Source organism: Reinekea thalattae (genome assembly GCF_008041945.1).
GTDB lineage: Bacteria > Pseudomonadota > Gammaproteobacteria > Pseudomonadales > Natronospirillaceae > Reinekea > Reinekea thalattae.
In genome coordinates, this window is record NZ_VKAD01000001.1 from 2,109,281 (window position 1) to 2,131,165 (window position 21,885).

Below are 21,885 nucleotides of genomic sequence, written 5' to 3' on the forward strand. Positions count from 1 at the left end.
GAAACAAGTTAAATATCAATAGTGACTAGCTCAAATAGGTTGCTATCGCATTTTTGGCGACGCTCGACTCAACTAGCTGTAGGTCAGCATCCTTAGTGGTGCGATCTTTTTTCCAGTTAGTCGTGGTGGCTTGGCAGTGCAAGTAATTAAAGTCTGTTGTTTCGGTGAGCAGAAAGTAGCCACCGCCAAAGCGGTGTACTGCCCAGCCAAAGCGATTGATAAAGCCTTTGCCGTTAACGCACCATTTGGTGTTGCCATAATTGAAGTCTTCTTTAACGAGAGTGTGATCGCGATGCGAATAAGCTGCACCATCGTCACCGGCAGGGTAGGTTTTGATTTCTCGAAATGAAATCGCGCCCCAAAAGGAATTAACCGCAGCGTCAAAAACATTCTGCTCGGTATTTTTAATGACCAGCTCATCAATATCGACACTTAAAACTGCCCGAGCGTCGCTAAATAGATCGCGTTTCACCAAGTTCATCATTGAGGTTTGTAGGAATCGCGGGCTAATTTCGAATCTAGAGCTCCAATTAGAAGGCCCGTATGGGAAGTCTGCGCCTAGCACGGTTGCAGCCTTCAGGCCTTTAATCGACTCAAGCTCAGCTAACAGCTGTTCTTTGGTGTAGTCGGTTGAGCCGTTATCAATGATGCAGACGCCTTCTAAACCGTGGGCTTTTACATGGTATTCAACCCAGTCTTTAATCCAAGACAGCTGGTTGTTTTTGTTCATGGCTAAGGCGCAATTTAAGCCTGCAAACAGTTCTGAAATACTGGTACGTGGCGTAATTTCAGTACTGAAATGGGGGTGTTGGATGCTTAATTTAGCATCAGCTGGTGCGCGGAATGAAATCTGATCGCAGCGCTGCCAAGTATTGCGCTTAATGCGGCCTCGAAAACGTTTGCCATTTACATACAGGTGTTTGCGCATAACAAACCACAGATTAAGAAAGCGTGGTGCGGTAATGATGAAAGATTTCGTTTTAGCAACATAGACACAGTCATAAAACAGCGTTTGCTGGTCGTAACGTTCTAAATAATGCTCTGTCCAGCGCTCTTCTGAGCGAACATGCTTGCGTGATAGGCCGCTGTTTTTGGGCAGCACAACGCCGGGTAAGTCGATAATTTGAAAAGGGTTCATAGTTACCTTTGGCATATTTAAATTTCAGCCAGCAGTATACTCATTGAAACCACAATATAGCGAGTTACGGCAATAACATAGGGACGCCTCGCTCAATTTAAAACGGCACTAGAACAGATGTTTTACAGTGGTCAGTTCATGACTTGACTGATCGGTTGGGTTTTTGCTCATTATTAGTGCTTTTTGCAAAAGACGGCTCGCTTCCGGCTTCATCATCGGGCTCAATAACACGCTTTCTGCTGACAAGTTGATTGCAATGGTTGCAAAAATAGCTAGAACTGCCGCAAGAACAGACGTGTTCGAGTGGCTTTTTACAATCTGGGCACAGTTTTGGCATGGTGATTCCTCCGGCTATATTAGTGTAGCCATTTTATACAGGCGCGCAGGTTGCAGACTGATCAGTCGCAATCGCGTAAAAGATAGCACTGCGATGTGGTTTGTTTCACATAATTAAATGATGACAAACCAGTATAGTCGCGATGAAACGACTGGTTGTACGTGTATAATGCAGTCGAAGTTTTTGCCATGCCTCAATAGTTAGAAAGAAAGGGTGTCTTAGCGCCTGACGTTGTAACTTCTGTAGCTGACAATCTCAATGTTAAACACCGAAAGGGGATTTTAAATGAAAGCGAACTTTAAAGCTGGCTTAGCTGCTTTATCGATTTTATCGACAGTATTTATTTTGAGCAGTTGTGATAATGCCGAAGAGGAAACTGCATCGGCATCAGACTCATTCAAACCAGCGGTTATTTATGACACAGCCGGTAAGTTTGATAAGTCGTTCAACGAAGCGGTTTTCCGTGGTGGCGTAGAACAGTTTAAATTAGACAAAGGCGTTGAGGTTGCAGAATTTGAACCGCAAAACGAAGAGCAGCGTGAGCAAGGTTTACGTACGCTAGCACAGCGTGGTCAAAGCCCAATCGTTGCTGTTGGTTTCAACATGCAGTCTGCGGTACAAAAAGTAGCCGAAGAATTCCCAGAAACACAGTTTGCTATTATCGACTCAGTTGTCGACCTACCAAACGTTCAGTCAATGTTGTTTGCTGAGCACGAAGGTTCATTCCTTGTTGGTGCGTTAGCGGCGATGGCTTCTGAAACAAACAAAGTTGGTTTTGTCGGCGGTATGGACATTCCTCTAATCTCTAAATTTGCTTGTGGTTATGAGCAGGGTGCTAAGTATGTTTCTGCTGATGCAGAAGTCTTCCAAAACATGACTGGCTCTACGCCAGCTGCATTTGGTGACCCAGCACGTGGTTCAGAACTTGCTAAATCACAAATCGCTAAAGGCGCAGACGTTGTCTTTGCTGCCGCTGGTGGTACTGGCTTAGGTGTTTACCAAGCTGCGAAAGACGAAGGTGTTTATGCCATCGGTGTTGATTCAAACCAAAACTATATTCAGCCAGGTTCTATGTTGACCTCTATGGTTAAAAAAGTTGGCTTCGCTAGCTATACCACTTGGGCTGAAGCGCTAGAAGGTGATTGGCAGCCAGGCATTAAAGTGTTTGACCTAGCCTCTGGTGGTGTTGATTACGCAATTGATGAGTACAACGAATCATTGATTACTGCAGAAATGAGCTCAACTGTTGAGTCTATTAAAGCAGACATCATTGCCGGTAACATCACGGTTCATGATTACACAGCAACGATGTCTTGCGACTACTAAGTTGCTTGGCTTAATTTGCTAAAACTCTAAACAGCACCGCACTGGTGCTGTTCTAATAAAAAGCAGGTTAGCGCCTGCTTTTTCCTGTTGTAAACCATGGTTACTATTAGCTCCAAACTAATTCGACCAAAAAGACGAAGAATTCGGGTGAGTCATGACTGCTCAAACACAGGTTGCTGCAAAACCAGCAATTGAGTTATGCGGTATTGATAAGCGTTTTGGCGCGGTTCATGCCAATAAGAACATCGATCTCAAAGTAGCGAAAGGCACTATTCACGGCATTGTCGGTGAAAACGGTGCGGGTAAATCAACGCTGATGAGTATCATCTATGGCTTTTATGAGGCCGATAGTGGAGAAATCCTTATCGACAATAAAGTCACAAAGATTGCAGATTCTAAAACTGCAATTGCCTCAGGTATTGGCATGGTGCACCAGCACTTTATGTTAATTCAAAATTTCACTGCTTTAGAAAACGTCATTCTTGGCGCCGAGTCTGGCGTGATGCTTAACGTCAGTTTAGATAAAGCGCGTAAGGAACTCACACGCCTTGCATCCGAATATGGTTTGGATGTGCCATTAGATGTACCGGTAGAACAGTTGTCTGTCGGTATGCAACAACGTATTGAAATTCTTAAAGCGCTTTATCGAGGCGCGAAAGTTTTGATCTTAGATGAGCCGACCGGTGTGCTAACGCCACAAGAGGCGGAGCATCTATTTAAAGTCCTTGAAGCACTGAAAAAGCAAGGCAGTACCGTCATTATCATTACCCATAAGCTACAAGAAATTATGGCGATCACTGATAACGTCAGCATTATGCGTCGCGGAGAAATGGTCGGTCATGTGAAGACCGCAGAAACCAACCGTGAACAGTTGGCTGAGATGATGGTGGGTCGCAAAGTATTATTGAATGTGAATAAAACGGCAGCCAAGCCAACCGATACTTTACTGAAAGTAAATCACTTATCTTGGCAGGATGATGCTGGCGTGCAGCGTCTAGAAGATGTTGCTTTTAGTGTGCGTGCTGGTGAAATCGTTGGTATTGCTGGTGTCAGTGGTAATGGTCAGTCGGAGCTTTTAGAGCTGCTTTCTGGCATCAAAGATATTCAGCAGGGTTCGGTTGAAGTTGCTGGTACCCAGTTAGATCAGGATAGCCAGATGACGCCAGAACAATTACGTGCGATTGGCGTGGCACATATTCCTGAAGACCGTCATAAGATGGGCTTAGTTAATTCTTTTGCCGCTGATGAGGCTTTTATTCTCGGTTATCACCGAGCTGACCAATATAACGGCAAGCTGTTAATGGATCAGGCCGCTATTCGCAAAGACTGCGCGGAAAAAATGCAGAAGTGGGATGTTCGTCCGCAGGACCCAAAATTAAAAGCGGCGAACTTCTCTGGCGGTAATCAACAAAAATTAGTGATTGCCCGTGAGATGGAACAAAAACCAGATGTTTTATTGGTTGGACAGCCAACGCGAGGCGTTGATATTGGCGCAATCGAGTCAATACACAACCGAATTATTGAGATGCGGGATGCCGGAAAAGCGGTGTTACTTGTGTCTGTAGAGTTAGAAGAAATTATGAGTTTGGCCGACAGAATTTTAGTGATGTTCGATGGCAAAATTGTCGGTGAAGTACCAGCAAGCAAAGCTAATGAACAAATATTAGGTTTAATGATGGCGAATATCGTTCCAGACGAAGTTAAGGCCTTGCAACAGGAGGCAGAAGCATGAGTCAGCAAGAAATCCCAAATTGGGTGTCCATCGTTATCGTACCGATTGTCAATATTATCTTGGCTGCTATCGTTTCTGGCTTTGTCTTTTTATACCTAGACATCAACCCTATCGATGCAGTGAGCACCATGGCGTATGGCGCATTTGGTAGCTCATATGGCTGGGGCTATACGCTTTATTACACCACTAGTTTTATCTTTACCGGATTGGCCGTCGCGGTCGCGTTTCACGGCAGCATGTTTAACATCGGCGGTGAAGGTCAGGCCTATATTGGTGCGCTGGGTGTAGGTTTGGTGTGTTTGTTTTTAGGTGGCAAGGTGCCATTTTTATTGCTGCTACCAATGAGCATTATTGCTGGCGGCTTGTTTGGCGCTTTGTGGGCATTTATCCCTGCGTGGTTGGCGGCTAACCGTGGTTCCCATGTTGTGATTACCACCATCATGTTCAACTTTATTGCGGCATCCTTGATGGCGTTTTTATTAGTTGAAGTGCTTAAGCCTGCTGGTTCAATGTCGGTTGAGACGGCGGTTTTTGATCAGGCAGCATGGATTCCTAAGGTGTTTGAAGTAGCAGGTAGCTTTGGAATTAAGATGCAGCGTTCGCCGCTTAATCTATCCATTATCTGGGCGCTTATATGTTCTGTATTTGTTTATATCTTTATTTGGAAAACCAAATGGGGTTATGAGATTCGCGCCATGGGGCAAAACGCCTCTGCAGCTGAATACGCAGGTATTAGCCTGAATAAAACCATCATTATGACCATGCTGATTTCTGGTATGTTGGCCGGATTTTTTGCACTCAATGTGGTTCAGGGTGAAGCGCACCAGATCAAATTAAGTTTGGTTAATGGCATGGGCTTTACCGGTATTGCTGTGGCACTGATGGGTCGTAATCACCCAGTGGGGATTTTGTTCGCAAGTCTGTTGTTTGGTTTTTTATACCAAGGTGGCGGCGAGCTTCAATTTGAATACGGTGTCGATCCAAGAATCATTGTTGTGTTGCAAGGTCTGGTGATTTTGTTCTCAGGCGCACTGGAGCATATGGCGAAACATCCGGTAGAAAGGGCTTATTTGATGTTGACGGGTAAATTTAACAAAACCGAACAAGAAGGAGCCTAAAAGATGGAATATTTTCAAACCGTTATTCTAATTTTAGATGCGACTTTACGAGTTGCGACGCCGCTTATTTTTGCTGCGTTAGCAGGCTTGTTTTCTGAGCGTTCGGGTGTTGTTGATATTGGCCTTGAAGGCAAAATTTTAGCCAGTGCCTTTGCTGGAGCTGCCGCAGCTTACGTATTTAACTCTCCTTGGATGGGTTTAATTGTCGGCGTTTTAGTGTCTGTTTCATTAGCCATGCTGCATGGCTTTGCAACCGTGACACACCGAGGTGATCAAGTTGTCTCTGGCATGGCAATTAATATTTTAGCCATGGGCCTAACCGCCTCGTTGGGTAATTTTTGGTTCCATCAGGGTGGCAATACGCCAAACCTAGTGAATGCGTTAGAGAATATCGATGCGCGTTTTACTACGATCGTATTTCCTTTTGCTGAGCAGCTGAAAGATGTGCCCATTATTGGCGGCATCTATTCTGAGTTGTTATCAGGCCATTTTTTATTGGTTTATTTAGCGTTAGCAGCGGTACCGCTGTCGTGGTTTGTACTATTTAAAACACGTTTTGGTTTGCGTTTGCGGGCGGTAGGTGAAAACCCAACCGCTGTTGATACCGCAGGTATTTCGGTTGTTGGTATGCGCTATATGGCGTTAGCAATCTGTGGTGCCTTAGCGGGTTTGGCTGGTGTTTACTTGTCGGTTGCCGTAACAGCACAGTTTTTACCGAACATGTCAGCTGGTAAAGGCTATATGGCTTTGGCGGCGTTGATCTTTGGTAAGTGGCGTCCTCGAGGAGCCTTGTTAGCCTGTTTGATGTTTGGCATATTGCAGGCCATTGCTGACCGCTCACAGGGTGCGATGATTGGTAGTGTAGAAATTCCAGTGCAATTAATTGAAGCGCTGCCTTATATCCTAACCGTTGTGTTACTCGGTGGCTTTATCGGAACCGCTATCGCGCCGAAGGCCATTGGTAGACCATACGTTAAAGAGCGTGAGTAAGTTTTGATAACCGCTTAGATTTAAAGCCCGCTATATGCGGGCTTTCTTTTTTGTACTTGCAATAAAAAATGATCTAGCCTAAATTGCTTACCACTGCTCGAATGGTTCGTGCAGAAACCCGAATGGCAACCTTATGATCAAGCAGATTTAACAAGGACATCCTCCATGAGTTTCATCTTAAGCTACATCATCGTTAGCGCATTTTTTGCGCCTAAAGGTTATTGCTAACGGGCAGATTTTTGCAAACTGGCCCGTAGCAAAGCGGGTTATTTGATTGTATTCAAGGCTCGCATTATGCGGGCTTTTTTATTTTCGAATAAAAATCCCGCAAACAATAAATTTAAGGGATTTTTAATTGTGAATACGCACGTTGAACACAAAAATCGTTTTTTACTGAACCTGATACAACAAAAAAAATGGTATTACTTGGGTTCGGTGTTAAGTGTTGGTTTAGCCAGTTATTTTTTGTATTTGGTACCTACCATTGGCCGTATCGCTATCGATCAAATTGTCAGCGACAGCGCAGCTGTTGATGGTGATTTAACAGCGCAACTTTTTGCACTCTTTACTTCTGTCCACGAAAAGCCCGAGCAACTGCTGATGGCCGGGTTGGCCATTGTCTTGGTCACTGCCTTTGCTGGGCTATTCATGTACTTAAAAGATTATCTCGCTGCAACGGCGTGTGAAGATACCATTCAAACACTGCGCAATCGTCTGTTTGAGCATTTGCATAAATTAGATGAACGTTACCTCAGCAAAGCCGATAGCGGTGACCTAGTGCAACGCTGTACATCGGATATCGATACCTTGCGTGAATTTTTAACATTGCAGGTGATGAACATCGGCCGCACGGTCGTGTTGGCGCTGATCATGGTTCCGTTGATGTTTATGCAGCATGTTTGGATGTCGGTGTTGTCGTTATTTTTAGTGCCGGTAGTAATTTATTTTGCTTGTACGTTCTATGTTCGAATTCGAGGTTTGTTTCAGCAGGTCGATGACGCAGAAGGTGAGCTGACGACGATTGTGCAAGAAAACCTGACCGGCATTCGCGTTGTTCGAGCGTTCGCACGGCAACAGCATGAGTGTGACAAGTTTGATCATTACAATCGAAAATACAGTGATTTGAATTACCGACTGCTGTGCATGCTCGCTAACTTTTGGTCGACGGCTGACATATTGTGTTTTTGTCAGAATGCTATTTTGCTGTTTGGCGGCGGTTGGCTGGTGGTGAATGATTATGTCTCGATCGGAACCTACTTTGCCTTTATCGGTTACATCAACATGCTGATCTGGCCAATTCGTCAGTTGGGTGAGGAGTTGAGTGAAGCCGGTAAAGCAACGGTTGCAATCAATCGCATTCAGCAAATATTGGATGCGCCAGAAGAAGTTGAACAGCAATCGTTGGTTGATTTGCCAGATGATTTTACCGCCGATATTGAATTTGATTCGGTAAGCTTTTCATTTGATCAGCAAAAACCGGCATTAAACAATGTCAGCTTTAAGGTTGCGGCCGGCGAAACCATTGCCATTGTTGGCCCAACGGGCGCCGGTAAGTCAACTTTGATCCAACTGTTGATGCGTCTGCAAGATTACCAACAGGGTTCCATCACTGTTGGTGGTATCGAGCTGAATCGTATTGCGCGTCAACAGATTCGTCAGCGCATTAGCACTTTATTGCAAGAGCCGTTTTTATTCAGTCGCTCGTTGCGCGATAACATTAAGCTGGGGCATAAGTTGGCAACCGATGAGCAGATGGTTACCGCGGCCAGCGATGCTTCGGTGCACCACACAATTAAAGCATTTAAACAGGGTTATCAAACCCTTATTGGTGAGCGTGGCGTTAGCCTAAGCGGCGGTCAAAAGCAGCGCGTGACGTTATCGAGAACGCTACTTAAAAAAGCAAAAATGCTGGTATTGGACGACACCTTAAGTGCCGTTGATTCTGATACGGAGCATAAAATTATTTCAGCCCTGCATAAAAAACGAGGTGAACAGACGCTGCTGATCATTACTCACCGCATCAGTGTTTGCCAACAGGCCGACCGTATCTTTGTGATGCAAGATGGTTGTTTGGTTGATAGTGGCAGTCACCAAGCGTTGCTATCTCGGCCAGGGTTTTATCAACAGTTGTGGCAAATACAAGCCGATCAACAACAGGCTGCTGATCAGCCGAATTTGGTTTAAGGAGTGATGATGAATACTCAAGATCAAACCGTACAAGCTGGCTCAGCGAACGACGCAGCCTCAGCTCAACAGAGCGCCGACAGCCAAATGGAAGAGATGCAAATCGACAACAGAGCGGCAGAAAACAGCACGCCAGCACAAAAGGGTGCTTGGAAACGATTGTTTTGGATGTGCTATCAGCCACATAAAAAACTATTTCATAAGATCATATTTCTTGCACTCTGTTGCGCCATGATAGAAGCCAGCTTAACACTGGTAACTAAAGCGGTGGTTGATGACATGGTGGCTTTAGGGCCAGAGATTAATTTGCAAAAGTATGCGCTGCTGTACTTGGCGATGATTGCTGTATTTGTCAGCTGTATTCGTGCGTTTATCCGTATTACTGGCCGACTATCTTCTGAGTTGATGTACTCATTACGCAAACAAACCTTTGAGCACTTACAAAGTTTATCGTTTTCGTTTTTCGATAAGAATGCCGTCGGCTGGTTGTTGTCCCGTGTGACTTCAGACATCGCGCGTATTGCCAGAGTTATCGCTTGGGGCACGCTGGATTTATTTTGGGGAGTGCCCTTTATCATTGCCATCTTTACAGTGTTGTTGGTGTTGGATTTAAAAGTGGGCTTGACCGTTTTAGCGTTGTTCCCGTTATTGGTCGCAGTGGCGTGGCTTTTTAATACCAAAATTCTTAAAAGTTCACGCAAGGTTAGGCGCACTAACAGCCGGCTCACCGCTATCTACAATGAAAGTATTGCCGGTATTCAAACCAGCAAGGTGTTGAACCGAGAGCAGGAGAATTTGCAGGCATTTAAGGTTGATAGCGCGATGATGCACAAACAGTCGAAGCACAACCTGCTGTTAACCTCTGCGTTTTATCCGTTTATTAATCTGTTTATCTCTGTCGCCATCGGTGTTGGTCTGTGGCTTGGCGGCATCGAGGTATTGGTTGGTACGTTAACGCTGGGCTCGTTAGTGGCCTTTATGACTTATGCCAGAATGTTGATGGATCCAATGTTAGAGGTTTCTGGAAAATTAGCAGAATTACAACGAACCACTGCCTGTGTCGAGCGAGTGGTTGGGCTGCTGGATGTTGAGCCAGAGATCAGCGATTCGCACTACGTGCGCCAAAAGATGGTGAATGCGATGGCGGCCGGTAGTAATGTCATTGATGGTGGTGATGAGACTATAAGCAGCATTGAATTCAATGATGTGAGTTTTGCTTATAAACAAAACGAGCCGGTGTTGTCGTCGTTTAATTTTAAAACAGAGGCAGGCAAAACCATCGCATTGGTTGGTGCAACCGGCAGTGGTAAATCGACTATCGTGAATTTATTGGCTCGCTTTTATGAACCGACGTCTGGCGAGCTTAAAATAAATGGTCTCGATTATCGTCAGCGCAGTTTGGCCTGGTTGCAATCCAATTTCGGCATTGTGCTGCAAACGCCGTTCTTATTTACTGGCAGTGTTGCGTCTAATATTCGCTACGGTAAGTTGGATGCCAGCGATGAAGAGGTGATCGCTGCAGCGAAGGCGGTCAACGCGCATGAGTTGATCATGAAGATGGAACATGGCTATCAAACGCAGGTTCAGGAAGGTGGCAACAACTTATCGACTGGGCAAAAGCAATTAATCTCCTTTGCTCGTGCCATTATTCATAATCCACAGATATTAATTATGGATGAGGCAACATCGTCGGTTGACACACAAACTGAGCATCTGTTGCAGCAAAGCTTAAAGGCGGTTTTAAAAGGCCGAACCAGCTTTGTCATTGCGCATCGACTATCGACCATTCGCGCGGCCGATGAAATTTTGGTAATCGATAAGGGCGAGTTGATTGAGCAAGGTGACCACCAGGCTTTGATGAATAAGCAGGGTGTTTATTATGGGCTCTATCAAAAACAATTTCAGACTGAGCAGCAGGCATCCTTGTTGACTCAATAACAAAAGCAGGAGGTACGATAATGAGTGTTCATCCTAGTGGGCTAATCTTGGTTGTGTTTTCGCTGCTAGCCAGTGTTGTTAGCGCCGACGATCAACCCAATATTTTGCTTATTATTGCTGATGACATGGGTGTCGATGCCTCTGCTTGTTATTCGTTGGGCGATCAACAGGCGAATATGCCCACCATTGAGGCTATGTGTCAGCGTGGCAAGGTGTTTGAAAATGCCTATGCAGCGCCCTTGTGCTCACCGACACGGGCGACGATTATGTCGGGCCAATATGGTTTTCGCACCGGTGTTGGTTCGGCCATTACCAAGCTTAATGCACAGGGGTTATCGACTGATACCCCCAGTCTTTTCGATCTCCTCGCTGACACCGATTACAGTGCCAATGTAATCGGCAAGTGGCATTTGGCTGGAATGGATGAAGGCTTCGACCACCCAGCTGCTTTAGGTGTTGAAGAATTTTGGGGCTTGTTCAGCGGTTCATTGAAAGACTATCAACATTGGACGGCGGTGTCCGCTGGTAAAGAGGAATCGGTAAATGAATACGCAACCACAGCCATTACCGATCAGGCTTTAAGCTGGATTGGCGAACAGCAAAATCCTTGGTTTTTGTGGCTAGCCTATACTGCGCCGCATACACCATTCCATTTGCCTCCGAGCGATCTACACAGCGCGACTGACTTAACTGGTGGCACTCAGGCGGATATCAATAAAAACCCTACCGCCTATTACAACGCCATGCTGCAAGCATTAGATACAGAAATCGGCCGACTACTGGCTTCAATGTCGGCTGATGAACGTGAAAATACCATCGTTATGTTTATCGGTGATAACGGTACGCCTGGCCGAGTAGCGCGTTCCGTTTATGGCGCTAAACGAGCCAAGGGTTCTATCTATGAAGGTGGCGTGCATGTGCCATTTATTGTTTCTGGCCCCAATATCGAGCCCGGTCGCATGACCGATTTAGTACAAACATCGGATCTGTTTAGTACCATTGCCAGCTTAGCTGGAGTTCGAGTGAGCCAGCCAGATAGCTTTGATTTTAGTCCGGCACTTTATGGCGATAAGAGCGCACGAGATTATATTTATGTTGAACATTTTGGAGTCGCGAGTTCGCAGCAGCGAGCCAATGTTTATGGTTGGGCGATTCGTCAGGGTGATTATAAGCTGTTGCAAAAACAGGATGCTGAGTCTGAGCTCTACAACTTAGCGACAGATCCTTATGAACATGAGGATTTATTCGCCGATGGTAAGTCTAATCAAGAATTGGTGATTGAAGCTAATATCATGGCTATTTATCAGGCGATAAAAAAGTGACTTGAAGCCTGAGCTTCAAGTCACAAGGTGGTGCTAATGAAGAAGGTACACAGCTAAGAAGCTAAGCTCTTAGCTGTTTTATTACTTAACCGCGCAGTAGGTAGTCGTATGCGGCAAGGGCTGCTTTCGCGCCTTCACCCATGGCAATGACGATTTGCTTATAAGGCACGGTGGTGACATCACCAGCGGCATAAATGCCCGGCTCGCTGGTTTCGCCTTTTTCGTTAATCTCAACTTCGCCATAGGCAGTACGATCAACAACGCCTTCCAAGAAAGAGCTGTTAGGCACCAAACCAATTTGTACGAAGACGCCAGCAAGGTCGACGCGACGAATATCGCTGGTGGCACGGTCTTGGTAATCGATACCAATAACTTTACCGCCTTCGGCGACGACTTCTTTTGTTGCTGCGTTTTTAATAATGCTGATGTTGTCGCGCTTTTCAGCTTGGTCAATCAGTACTTGGTCAGCTTTTAATTCCGGCGCAAATTCTAAAACGGTTACCGACTTAACAATACCGGCTAAATCCAGAGCCGCCTCGATACCGGAGTTACCACCACCGACAACCGCAATGTCTTTACCCTTAAAGAACGGGCCGTCACAGTGTGGACAGTAAGCAACGCCTTGGCCGATGTTTTCTTTTTCGCCAGGAACACCAAGTTCACGCCATTTAGCACCAGTAGCGATGATGATGGTTTTGGCTTCGATAACTTCACCAGATGAAAGAGTGACTTTTTTAACGTCGCCTTTTTCAATTGACTCAACACGGAAGTGCTCACGCTTAGTGATGTTGTAGTCGTTCATATGTTGCAACAGGTTGTTAGAAAGCTCAGGGCCTGTTGTTTTAGAAACCGAGATTAGGTTTTCGATACCCATCGTATCTTGTACCTGACCACCAAAACGGTCAGCAACAATGGTAACTGCCAAGCCTTTACGTGCTAAATAGATAGCCGCTGCAGCACCGGCTGGGCCACCGCCAATTACGACGGAATCTTGCAGTGGTAGCTGCTCTGCTGGTGCCGTTGCTTGCGCAATATTCGGATACTGAGCAATGAGTTTTTCAATAATTTGAGCGGTATCGATCTTACCGTTGGCAAAGCTTTCACCGTTGAGATAAACCGACGGCACACCTTGAATATTTCGCTCTTCAATGACTTCTTTAAATAATCCACCATCGATCATTTCTGATTGGATGTTTGGATTAAGTACGGCAAATTGGTTCAGCGTCTGCACAACTTCTGGGCAGTTGTGGCAAGAAAGGCTGATGAAGACTTCAAATTTAAGCGGCTCGCTGATGCTGCGTACTAAGCTTTTAATGTTTTCGTCGAGTTTCTGTGGCTCGGTGTCAGCATGTAAAACCGCCAAGACTAAAGAATTAAACTCGTGACCACCGGGAATACCAGAAAATAAAATGCCGGTGGATTGGCCGTCAACTTCAATTTGGAAGGTAATGGGACTGCGTGCAACATCACTGATGTCGCGTTCTTCAAAGCTGAGTTTGTCGGAGGCAGAAACGAAGCCTTGTAAAAAATCAACAAGTTCGGCGCGTTTGCTGTGTTCGCCTGTGTTTAATACCAGGCTAACAGAGCGAGAAAGATTTGCTGTGTAGCTTTTAAGTGCAGATAAAATGTCGTTCGTTAACATGGTTAAACCTTTAAAGTGCAGTAGACCCTACGTTTTAACGCATAGTTAAAAAGACGTATTGTCTAAAATCATGTTTGTTAAAAAATTAAGGCGGCTGAATAGCCGCCTTTTAGCTATCGAACTAGCTTAGATTTTACCAACTAGGTCTAGGCTAGGCGTTAGAGTTGCTTCGCCTTCTTCCCATGCTGCTGGGCAAACTTCGCCGTCATGGTTTTGAACATACTGAGCCGCTTTAACTTTACGTAGCATGTCTTTTGCAGAACGACCGATACCTAGGTCGTGGATTTCAGCAACTTTAACAACACCTTCTGGGTTTGCTAAGAAAGTACCACGTAATGCTTGGCCTGCTTCTTCGATCATGATGTCGAAGCCACGAGTGATCGCGCCAGTCGGATCGCCGATCATTGGGTAGTTGATTTTGCCAATCGCTTCACTGTGTTCGTGCCATGCAGCGTGAACGAAGTGGGTGTCAGTAGAAACAGAGTAAACTTCAACATCTAGGGCTTTTAGTTCGTCGTAAATTTTAGCCATGTCTTCAAGTTCAGTCGGGCAAACAAAGGTGAAGTCTGCAGGGTAGAACAAGAAGATCGACCATTTACCTTTAACGTCTTCTGATGAAATGGTTTTGAATTCACCATTGTGGAACGCTTCAGCGGTAAACTGAGGGATCTCTTTATTAATAATAGACATGCATATACTCCATTAGCTTAGTTAGTTTAATTAGGCTGAAAAACATTGATCAGCATTGATGAGGATAATAAGGTTGTTTGAATCTTTGTTGAATTAGAATTATTAAATATTGATGTTCGATTTTTTCGAATGTATAAAGCACTTAGTATTCTAGGATTCGGTTCATCTATATGATTTCGCTAAAACAGCTCAATTATGCACTCGCTGTATCGCAAACACGTCACTTCAGAAAAGCATCGCAGCTGTGTAACGTATCACAGTCGGCGCTCAGTTCAGCAATATCAGAACTAGAATCGCAGCTTAATGTACAGATTTTTGAGCGAGACAACAAAAAGGTTTTGCTGACCCCGCTTGGCGAGCAGATATTAGAGCGAGCTCAGCAGGTGATGACACAGATTGATGATATCGAGCAGCTGGCAAAAAGCCACACCAAACCGTTGAGTCAGCCGATGAGTTTAGGTGCAATCCCGACCATTGGCCCTTATCTGCTACCGCAAGTGTTACCCGCCTTACGCAGTGCTTACCCCGACTTAGAGCTAACCATCGTCGAAGAGCAATCTTCGGTCCTGGTTGAAAAAGTAAAAAGAGGCGAGCTCGATACGGCGGTTTTGGCATTGCCTTTTGATACCGACGGTCTTCTGTGTTTTGAGTTTTGGCAGGAAGACTTTTTTGCACTGAGCCATAAAGATCTGCAACCAGCAGATGTGAATAGTATCGATCGTGAGCAGCTGCAAAAGTCTAAGCTGTTATTGTTAAAAGAAGGTCATTGTTTAACCGACCATGCGTTAGATGTTTGCAAAATACCACGCCCTAAAAATGAGAAAACACTCGCCGGAACCAGCCTGTACACGCTAGTTCAAATGGTGGCAGGTAAGATGGGGACCACGCTGGTACCAGAAATGGCGTTGCCTTTTTTGTTACCGCACAACCCTGAGTTGCGAGCTTTTCGTTTGGCAGAGCAAGGGCCGCACCGTCGCCTTGCTTTCATTGTCAGGCCTAATTATGCCGGCTTATCGAGTGTTGAATTACTGAAAAAATTGTTTGTTGGTCAGCTGTCGCTAAATGCACAGAGTTGATCGTTTTTTTCGATGCTGAGCTGCTAATTTAAGCGATAGCTAATCTCATCTGAGTGCTAAATACTAACTCGGGTCAGCCACGGGAATAGAAACATGACTCAGTATCAGGACTCAAAAAAACAACTCGTAAAAACCAACACCGTTAAGCACAGCATGTCAGTGAATGACTGCAATTACACAGATAATTATTACGGTGATTGTGTTTGTCTGACTGCTCAGCTAAAACCAGCCGAGAAAAAGAAGCGCGCGTAAGCGGCTAAAAGAACCAAAGCCCCCAGTTAAGCGAGAGTCACTAAATGAGTGATCCGTTAGCTGGGGGCTTTTTTAGATGAGCTAAGGCTGCAATTAGCCTTTCATGCTGTTAAAGAATTCATCGTTGGTTTTGGTCTGTTTCAATTTACCAATTAAGAATTCAATAGCCGCAACATCTTCCATCTCTGCTAATAACTTACGCAGAATCCACATGCGTTGCAGTTCTTCTGGCGAGGTTAGCTTATCTTCACGGCGTGTGCCTGAACGGCGAATATTGATAGCAGGGAAGATTCGTTTTTCTGCAATCTTACGATCTAAATGCACTTCCATGTTACCGGTGCCTTTAAATTCTTCGTAGATCACTTCATCCATTTTAGAGCCAGTATCTACTAGCGCTGTTGCAATAATGGTTAGCGAGCCACCTTCTTCGATATTTCGTGCGGCACCAAAGAATCGCTTAGGGCGTTCTAATGCGTTGGCGTCAACACCACCAGTCAGTACCTTACCGGAGCTTGGTACAATAGTGTTGTAGGCACGAGCCAGACGAGTAATAGAGTCCAAAAGAATAATAACGTCGCGCTTGTGTTCTACTAAACGTTTGGCCTTTTCGATAACCATTTCGGCGACCTGAACGTGACGAGCAGGCGGTTCATCGAATGTAGAAGCAACCACTTCGCCGCGAACAGAACGCTGCATTTCAGTCACTTCTTCTGGGCGTTCATCAATCAATAAAACCATTAGGTCGGCATCGGGTGCATCGCGAGAAATCGCTTGAGCAACGTTCTGCAGCATAATGGTTTTACCGGCTTTAGGCGGCGAAACAATCAAGCCGCGTTGGCCTTTACCAATAGGTGAAGCTAAATCTAGGATACGACCTGCCATATCTTCTGTTGCGCCGTTACCGGTTTCGAGTACTAGGCGGCTGTCAGGGAATAATGGTGTCAGGTTTTCGAATAAAATTTTATTTTTTGCGTTTTCTAGCGGCGCGAAGTTGATGGTATCAACCTTGAGTAGCGCGAAATAGCGTTCGCCATCTTTAGGTGGGCGAATCTTACCGGCAATGGTATCACCGGTTCTTAAATTAAAACGTCGAATCTGGCTAGGTGAGACATAGATGTCATCTGGACCTGCAAGGTAGGAAGCTGCTGCCGAGCGCAAAAAGCCAAATCCGTCCTGTAATATTTCTAAAACACCATCACCGTAAATATCTTCGCCGCTTTTCGCATGGCGCTTTAATATGGTGAAAATTAAGTCTTGTTTGCGGGTTCGATTGATATTTTCGAGCCCCATGCTTTTTGCAATGTCTAACAGTTCAGGAACTGCTTTGGTTTTTAGGTCACTAAGATTCATAGATATTTGGCTTGAAATGGCAGGAGCGAGAAGCTCGGTAGGTTTAGTTGATTCGAATTATTGTTTGCTGGCTAAAATAATTAGCAATAAATTTACTATAGGCTCAGCAGGGAGTTCTGTCTAGATGTTATTTGCTTGATCAAAGTAGGGTGCTTGCCGTTGCTAAGCACCCAATTGGGACTAGCTTAGATGTTACTTTCGATAAATTCAAGTAGCTGGGATTTAGATAGTGCGCCAACTTTTGTGGCAGCGACTTCACCATTTTTGAAAATCATCAATGTTGGGATGCCACGAATGCCATATTTTGGTGGTGTATTTTCGTTGTCATCGATGTTCAATTTGGCAATTTGTAGCTTTCCTGCGTATTCGTCGGCTACTTCTTCTAAAACTGGCGCAATCATTTTGCACGGACCACACCACTCTGCCCAGTAGTCTACTAGCACGGGGTGTTCATTTCGTAGTACATCGTTGTCAAAACTATCGTCAGTTACGTTAAGAATGTTTTCGCTCATTTCTCGTATATTCATTAGAGTGTGAATGGCCCAGTTTACTCGTCAGAGTTCGACTGTCTATATTTTCGGCTAAAAAATAATAGAAAATGGTTTGTCATTAACAGGCTAATACCACTATAAAATCAGCGGTTTTGCAGGTATTTAGCTGCTTCGACCGCAAAGTAAGTTAAAATCCCGTCTGCGCCAGCTCGTTTAAAGGATAATAAACTTTCCAGCATGGTTTTTTCTGCGTCGAGCCAGCCATTTTGAGCAGCAGCCTTTAACATGGCGTATTCACCACTGACTTGATAGGCATAAGTCGGCACAGAAAACGTGTCTTTAGCGCGTCTTACGACATCTAAATAAGGCATGCCGGGCTTCACCATCACCATGTCGGCACCTTCGGCAATGTCGAGCTCAATTTCATGCAGCGCTTCATCGCTGTTGGCTGGATCCATCTGATAGGTTTCTTTACTGCTTTTGCCTAAGTTGCCCGCTGAACCGACGGCGTCGCGGAACGGGCCATAGAATGCTGAAGCGTATTTGGCCGAATAGGCCATGATCATTGTGTCGGAGTGATCTGCTTGTTCTAACGCTTGGCGAATGGCGCCAATGCGGCCATCCATCATGTCACTTGGCGCAATAACATCGGCGCCTGCGTCAGCATGAGACAGTGCCTGCTTAACCAGAATATCTTTGGTGATATCGTTTAATACATAACCCTGTTCATCGATGATGCCATCCTGGCCGTGAGTGGTGAATGGGTCGAGAGCCGCATCAGTCATAATGCCTAATTCGGGGTAGGCCTCTTTTAATGCTCTGACGGCTTGCTGCGCTAGGCCTTCAGGGTTGTAAGCTTCTTCAGCGTTGAGACTTTTTTTGTCATCAGGCGTGACTGGGAACAGTGCCAGCATCGGTATGCCGAGAGCCACCCATTCTTTCGCTTCTGCAACTAATAGATCAATCGATAACCGTTCAACACCCGGCATAGATTCTACGGCCTGACGGTTGTTTTTTCCGGGCAGAACAAACACTGGATAAATGAGGTCATCGACAGCTAATGTGTTTTCGCGAACCAAGCGACGAGAAAAGTCATGTTTGCGTAATCGGCGTAGGCGAGTAGTTGGGAAGCGGCGCATCGAGCTCTCCGAGGGTGGTCATCATTGAAGTCAGCAAGACTACCTCGGCGATAGCTAAATCGCAAAGCCTACTGAGCAGGGTGCAGCTGCGAAACGAACAGGCTACAATGAGCGCCAAATAACAGATTGAGTAACGCCATGACCTCCGCGCACGACAACCCGACGCCCGATCAACAGGACACTAACGAATCGACCACGCACTTTGGTTATAAAACCGTTAAAGAGTCAGAAAAAGAAAAGCTGGTCGCCGATGTGTTTCATTCTGTTGCTGCCAAGTATGACCTGATGAACGACTTGATGTCTTTTGGTATTCATCGAATTTGGAAAAAGTACACCATTGAGCTTTCAGCTGTTCGCGCTGGCCAAAAGGTGCTTGATATTGCCGGTGGTTCGGGTGATCTGACGTACGCTTTTTCCAAGCGTGTTGGTGCAGAAGGCAAAGTCGTGTTGGCGGATATTAATGACTCTATGCTTAAGGTTGGTCGTGACAAGCTAGCAAACAAAGGGGTTTCTGGTAATTTAGAAGTGATCCAAGCCAATGCCGAATCATTACCCTTTCCTGATAATGAATTTGATGTCGTCACCATGGCGTTTGGTTTGCGCAACGTCACTCATAAAGAAGCCGCGCTGGCGGAGTTTTGCCGAGTTTTAAAGCCCGGTGGACGCTTATTGGTATTGGAGTTTTCTAAACCAAAATCACGTCAACTGAGTAAAATGTACGACTTCTATTCGTTTACTGCCTTGCCGATTATGGGCAAGCTGGTCACTAACGACTCAGAAAGTTACAAATATTTAGCCGAATCCATTCGTAAACACCCTGATCAAGAAACCCTAAAAGGGATGATGGAAACGGCTGGCTTTAGTCGCACTCAATTCCATAATTTAACCGGTGGTATTGTTGCCTTGCACCGAGGGGTTAAGCCATGAGCGAATGGTTGTTGCCACTGCAAAAAATCATCAACGAAGCGCTGAGCTACGATAGCCAAGCGCAAGAAAAATTAACTCAGTTGGGTGAATGCAACTTGGTGCTGGCGCTGCAAGAGCCGAGCCTGAGTGTTAGCATCCTGATCGAACGTGACGGCTTCGTTATGATTGAACCGACCGCCGTAGAGCCTTTTAATGCCAAGGTATCGGGCAAAGCTAAGGATCTACTAGCAGTACTAAAAGCCAGTGATCGTACCGAAGCGATGATCAATCACCCGATCAACATCGAAGGCGATACTCGAACCTTTTTTGGCATTCAGGATGTTTTAGCGAATTTGGATGTCGACTGGGAAATGGCGCTAGGCGATAAGCTAGGTGATTTACCGGCTCACCTAATTGCCGATGGTGCGCGATTCATGGCCTCAGTTGCCAAAAACCAATGGGTATCGTTGCAACGCACCAAAGCTCATATGGCTCAAGAAGGTATCGATATACCAGCGCCAGAGCAAATACAAAGCTTTGTTCTTAGCACCGCGCAACGGGCTAAAGGCGATATCGAACAGTTGGCAGATAAAGTAAAAACATCCCTCAAAGGCTTTAATGGATGAGTTTAATGCGTCCGTTAAAAATAGCTTGGGCGATCAGCCGTTATCGGTTGGATACCTTGCTAACTATAGTGACATTACCTTGGTATGTTCGCCTTGCTCTGCTGTTTTGGCCAGCGCGCTGGTTTTTTCGGGCTAAAGCACCTGAAGGCCGAAGGCTTCGTTTAGCACTACAGTATTTAGGCCCAGTCTTTATTAAGTTTGGCCAAATATTATCGACTCGCCGAGATTTACTGCCAGATGAAATGGCAGATGAATTAGCTTATCTGCAAGACCGAGTGGCGGCCTTTTCTAGCCAGCAAGCGCAAGACATTATTGAGCAGCAACTGGCCAAACCGATTAGCGAACTGTTTAGCCGATTTGATAGTCAGCCACTAGCCTCAGCTTCTATTGCACAGGTGCACTCAGCCTGTCTGCACAGCGGCGAAGAGGTGGTGGTTAAAGTTATTCGGCCAGGCATTGATAAAACCATCGGCAAAGATATTCGGTTGATGAAATGGCTCGCTCGAGCTGTCAATTGCTTTGCCGACGGTCGCCGTTTGCGCCCGATCGAAGTAATCGAAGATTACGAAAAAACTATTTTTGATGAGCTAGACCTTTTGCGTGAGGGAGCTAATGCGGCTACTTTGCGGCGTAATACCTTAGCTGAAGGTAAGCTCTACGTCCCGAAAGTCTATTGGCAATATACCGCTAAGCGAGTGTTGGTTCTTGAGCGTATCTATGGCACGCCAGTATCGGATCTTGAGACGTTAAAAGCCCACAATATCGACTTTAAAGTCTTGGGTGAGCGTGGCGTTGAGGTGTTTTTCTCGCAGGTGTTCAAAGATTCGTTTTTTCATGCCGACATGCATCCGGGCAACGTCTTTGTCGATATTTCTAACCCGAAGTCGCCGACCTATATTGGTGTCGACTGCGGCATTGTTGGTTCATTGTCGCCAGAAGATCAAAGCTATTTAGCGCAAAATCTATTGGCGTTTTTTAATCGTGATTATTATCGAGTGGCCGAGCTTCATGTTGAATCTGGTTGGGTTCCGGCGGGAACCAAGGTAAAAGAGTTTGAAGCCGCTATCCGCAGTGTTTGCGAACCTATTTTTGAAAAGCCGATCTCAGAAATATCCTTTGGTTTGTTACTGATTCGTTTGTTTCAAACCGCTCGCCGTTTTGATATGACAGTACAGCCGCAGTTGGTATTGCTGCAAAAGACCCTATTAAACATTGAAGGCTTGGGTCGCCAGCTGTATCCAGAGTTAGATCTTTGGCAAACCGCCAAGCCGTTTTTAGAAGGTTGGGTGAAAACACAGGTTGGCCCTAAGCGGTTTTTAGAGATGTTGAAATCGCATGGCCCAAGCTGGGTTGCTAAAGCGCCGCATGTACCAGATTTGGCCTATGAAGCACTGCGGCAATTACAGCAACGACCGCAGCAGAATCACGACATCGAAGCGCAACTGCAACAATTGAACGCTAACGTCGTTAAAGCTAAAAAAATTGAGCGGCGACGTTGGATAGCGCTGGTGGTTGTGCTGGCAGGTTTAGCTTGGCCAGTATTGCCTGATAGCTTGAGTACAGAGCAGTGGCTGGCGCTAGCTGCTGCCGCACTGATTTTTTTATGGCCTTAGCCTGTCGCGCTTGCA

18 protein-coding genes are annotated in these 21,885 nt (G+C 45.6%); 11 read left to right on the forward strand and 7 right to left on the reverse strand.

Translation table 11 applies throughout. From position 1 onward, the window contains the following. Positions 1-25: 25 nt before the first annotated feature. Together FME95_RS09655 and FME95_RS13825 are read right to left on the reverse strand one after the other, a co-directional pair. Positions 26-1,138: a hypothetical protein gene (locus FME95_RS09655; protein WP_147714175.1), complete on the reverse strand. Its 1,113-nt coding sequence runs from the start codon at positions 1,136-1,138 to the stop codon at positions 26-28. Positions 1,139-1,274: 136 nt separating this feature from the next. After that, a complete protein-coding gene (locus FME95_RS13825; RefSeq protein WP_147714176.1) occupies positions 1,275-1,475 on the reverse strand; it encodes a YfgJ family double zinc ribbon protein in 201 nt (66 codons plus the stop codon). 285 nt (positions 1,476-1,760) lie between these two features. On the opposite strand from FME95_RS13825, the gene FME95_RS09665 reads away from it, so the two are divergent. The 7 genes from FME95_RS09665 to FME95_RS09695 all read left to right on the forward strand — a co-directional run bounded on the left by FME95_RS09665 (position 1,761) and on the right by FME95_RS09695 (position 12,085). Continuing rightward, entirely contained in the window at positions 1,761-2,801 is a 1,041-nt protein-coding gene (locus FME95_RS09665; protein ID WP_147714177.1) for a BMP family lipoprotein, read from the forward strand. 154 nt (positions 2,802-2,955) lie between these two features. Next, positions 2,956-4,533, forward strand: coding sequence for an ABC transporter ATP-binding protein (locus FME95_RS09670; RefSeq protein WP_147714178.1), 1,578 nt, complete (start codon positions 2,956-2,958; stop codon positions 4,531-4,533). Beyond that, entirely contained in the window at positions 4,530-5,651 is a 1,122-nt protein-coding gene (locus FME95_RS09675) for an ABC transporter permease (RefSeq protein WP_147714179.1), read from the forward strand. The genes FME95_RS09670 and FME95_RS09675 overlap by 4 nt, the downstream gene beginning before the upstream one ends. Before the next feature lie 3 nt (positions 5,652-5,654). Then, positions 5,655-6,641, forward strand: a complete 987-nt coding sequence (locus FME95_RS09680; RefSeq protein WP_147714180.1) for an ABC transporter permease — start codon at positions 5,655-5,657, stop codon at positions 6,639-6,641. Between the two features lie 357 nt (positions 6,642-6,998). Then, a complete protein-coding gene (locus FME95_RS09685; RefSeq protein WP_187265493.1) occupies positions 6,999-8,825 on the forward strand; it encodes an ABC transporter ATP-binding protein in 1,827 nt (608 codons plus the stop codon). Positions 8,826-8,834: 9 nt separating this feature from the next. After that, positions 8,835-10,763: an ABC transporter ATP-binding protein gene (locus FME95_RS09690; RefSeq protein WP_187265494.1), complete on the forward strand. Its 1,929-nt coding sequence runs from the start codon at positions 8,835-8,837 to the stop codon at positions 10,761-10,763. 20 nt (positions 10,764-10,783) lie between these two features. Beyond that, positions 10,784-12,085: a sulfatase-like hydrolase/transferase gene (locus FME95_RS09695; RefSeq protein ID WP_147714183.1), complete on the forward strand. Its 1,302-nt coding sequence runs from the start codon at positions 10,784-10,786 to the stop codon at positions 12,083-12,085. Between the two features lie 85 nt (positions 12,086-12,170). On the opposite strand, the gene ahpF is transcribed toward FME95_RS09695, so the two are convergent. Then, a complete protein-coding gene (ahpF, locus tag FME95_RS09700; RefSeq protein ID WP_147714184.1) occupies positions 12,171-13,727 on the reverse strand; it encodes an alkyl hydroperoxide reductase subunit F in 1,557 nt (518 codons plus the stop codon). A 126-nt stretch (positions 13,728-13,853) separates the two neighbouring features. Next, positions 13,854-14,417: an alkyl hydroperoxide reductase subunit C gene (ahpC, locus tag FME95_RS09705; RefSeq protein WP_147714185.1), complete on the reverse strand. Its 564-nt coding sequence runs from the start codon at positions 14,415-14,417 to the stop codon at positions 13,854-13,856. Positions 14,418-14,587: 170 nt separating this feature from the next. Here ahpC and FME95_RS09710 point away from each other — a divergent pair, with 170 nt between their 5' ends. Further along, complete coding sequence (locus FME95_RS09710; protein ID WP_147714186.1) at positions 14,588-15,493, forward strand: hydrogen peroxide-inducible genes activator; 906 nt, start codon at positions 14,588-14,590, stop codon at positions 15,491-15,493. A gap of 345 nt (positions 15,494-15,838) precedes the next feature. Here the strand turns inward: FME95_RS09710 and rho are convergent, their stop codons facing one another. The 3 genes from rho to hemB form a co-directional block, all read right to left on the reverse strand. After that, entirely contained in the window at positions 15,839-17,095 is a 1,257-nt protein-coding gene (gene rho / locus FME95_RS09715; protein WP_147714187.1) for a transcription termination factor Rho, read from the reverse strand. Positions 17,096-17,280: 185 nt separating this feature from the next. After that, complete coding sequence (trxA, locus tag FME95_RS09720) at positions 17,281-17,607, reverse strand: thioredoxin TrxA (RefSeq protein ID WP_147714411.1); 327 nt, start codon at positions 17,605-17,607, stop codon at positions 17,281-17,283. A gap of 122 nt (positions 17,608-17,729) precedes the next feature. Further along, positions 17,730-18,725 carry a porphobilinogen synthase gene (gene hemB / locus FME95_RS09725; protein WP_147714188.1) on the reverse strand — a complete coding sequence of 332 codons (996 nt, stop codon included), beginning with the start codon at positions 18,723-18,725 and terminating at the stop codon, positions 17,730-17,732. Between the two features lie 138 nt (positions 18,726-18,863). Here hemB and ubiE point away from each other — a divergent pair, with 138 nt between their 5' ends. The 3 genes from ubiE to ubiB are packed head-to-tail and all read left to right on the forward strand — an operon-like array spanning position 18,864 to position 21,870. After that, positions 18,864-19,652: a bifunctional demethylmenaquinone methyltransferase/2-methoxy-6-polyprenyl-1,4-benzoquinol methylase UbiE gene (gene ubiE, locus FME95_RS09730; protein ID WP_147714189.1), complete on the forward strand. Its 789-nt coding sequence runs from the start codon at positions 18,864-18,866 to the stop codon at positions 19,650-19,652. Further along, positions 19,649-20,257, forward strand: a complete 609-nt coding sequence (locus tag FME95_RS09735; RefSeq protein ID WP_147714190.1) for a ubiquinone biosynthesis accessory factor UbiJ — start codon at positions 19,649-19,651, stop codon at positions 20,255-20,257. Before ubiE ends, FME95_RS09735 begins: the two co-directional genes overlap by 4 nt. After that, positions 20,254-21,870, forward strand: coding sequence for a ubiquinone biosynthesis regulatory protein kinase UbiB (gene ubiB, locus FME95_RS09740; protein WP_147714191.1), 1,617 nt, complete (start codon positions 20,254-20,256; stop codon positions 21,868-21,870). Before FME95_RS09735 ends, ubiB begins: the two co-directional genes overlap by 4 nt. Positions 21,871-21,885 lie beyond the last annotated feature (15 nt).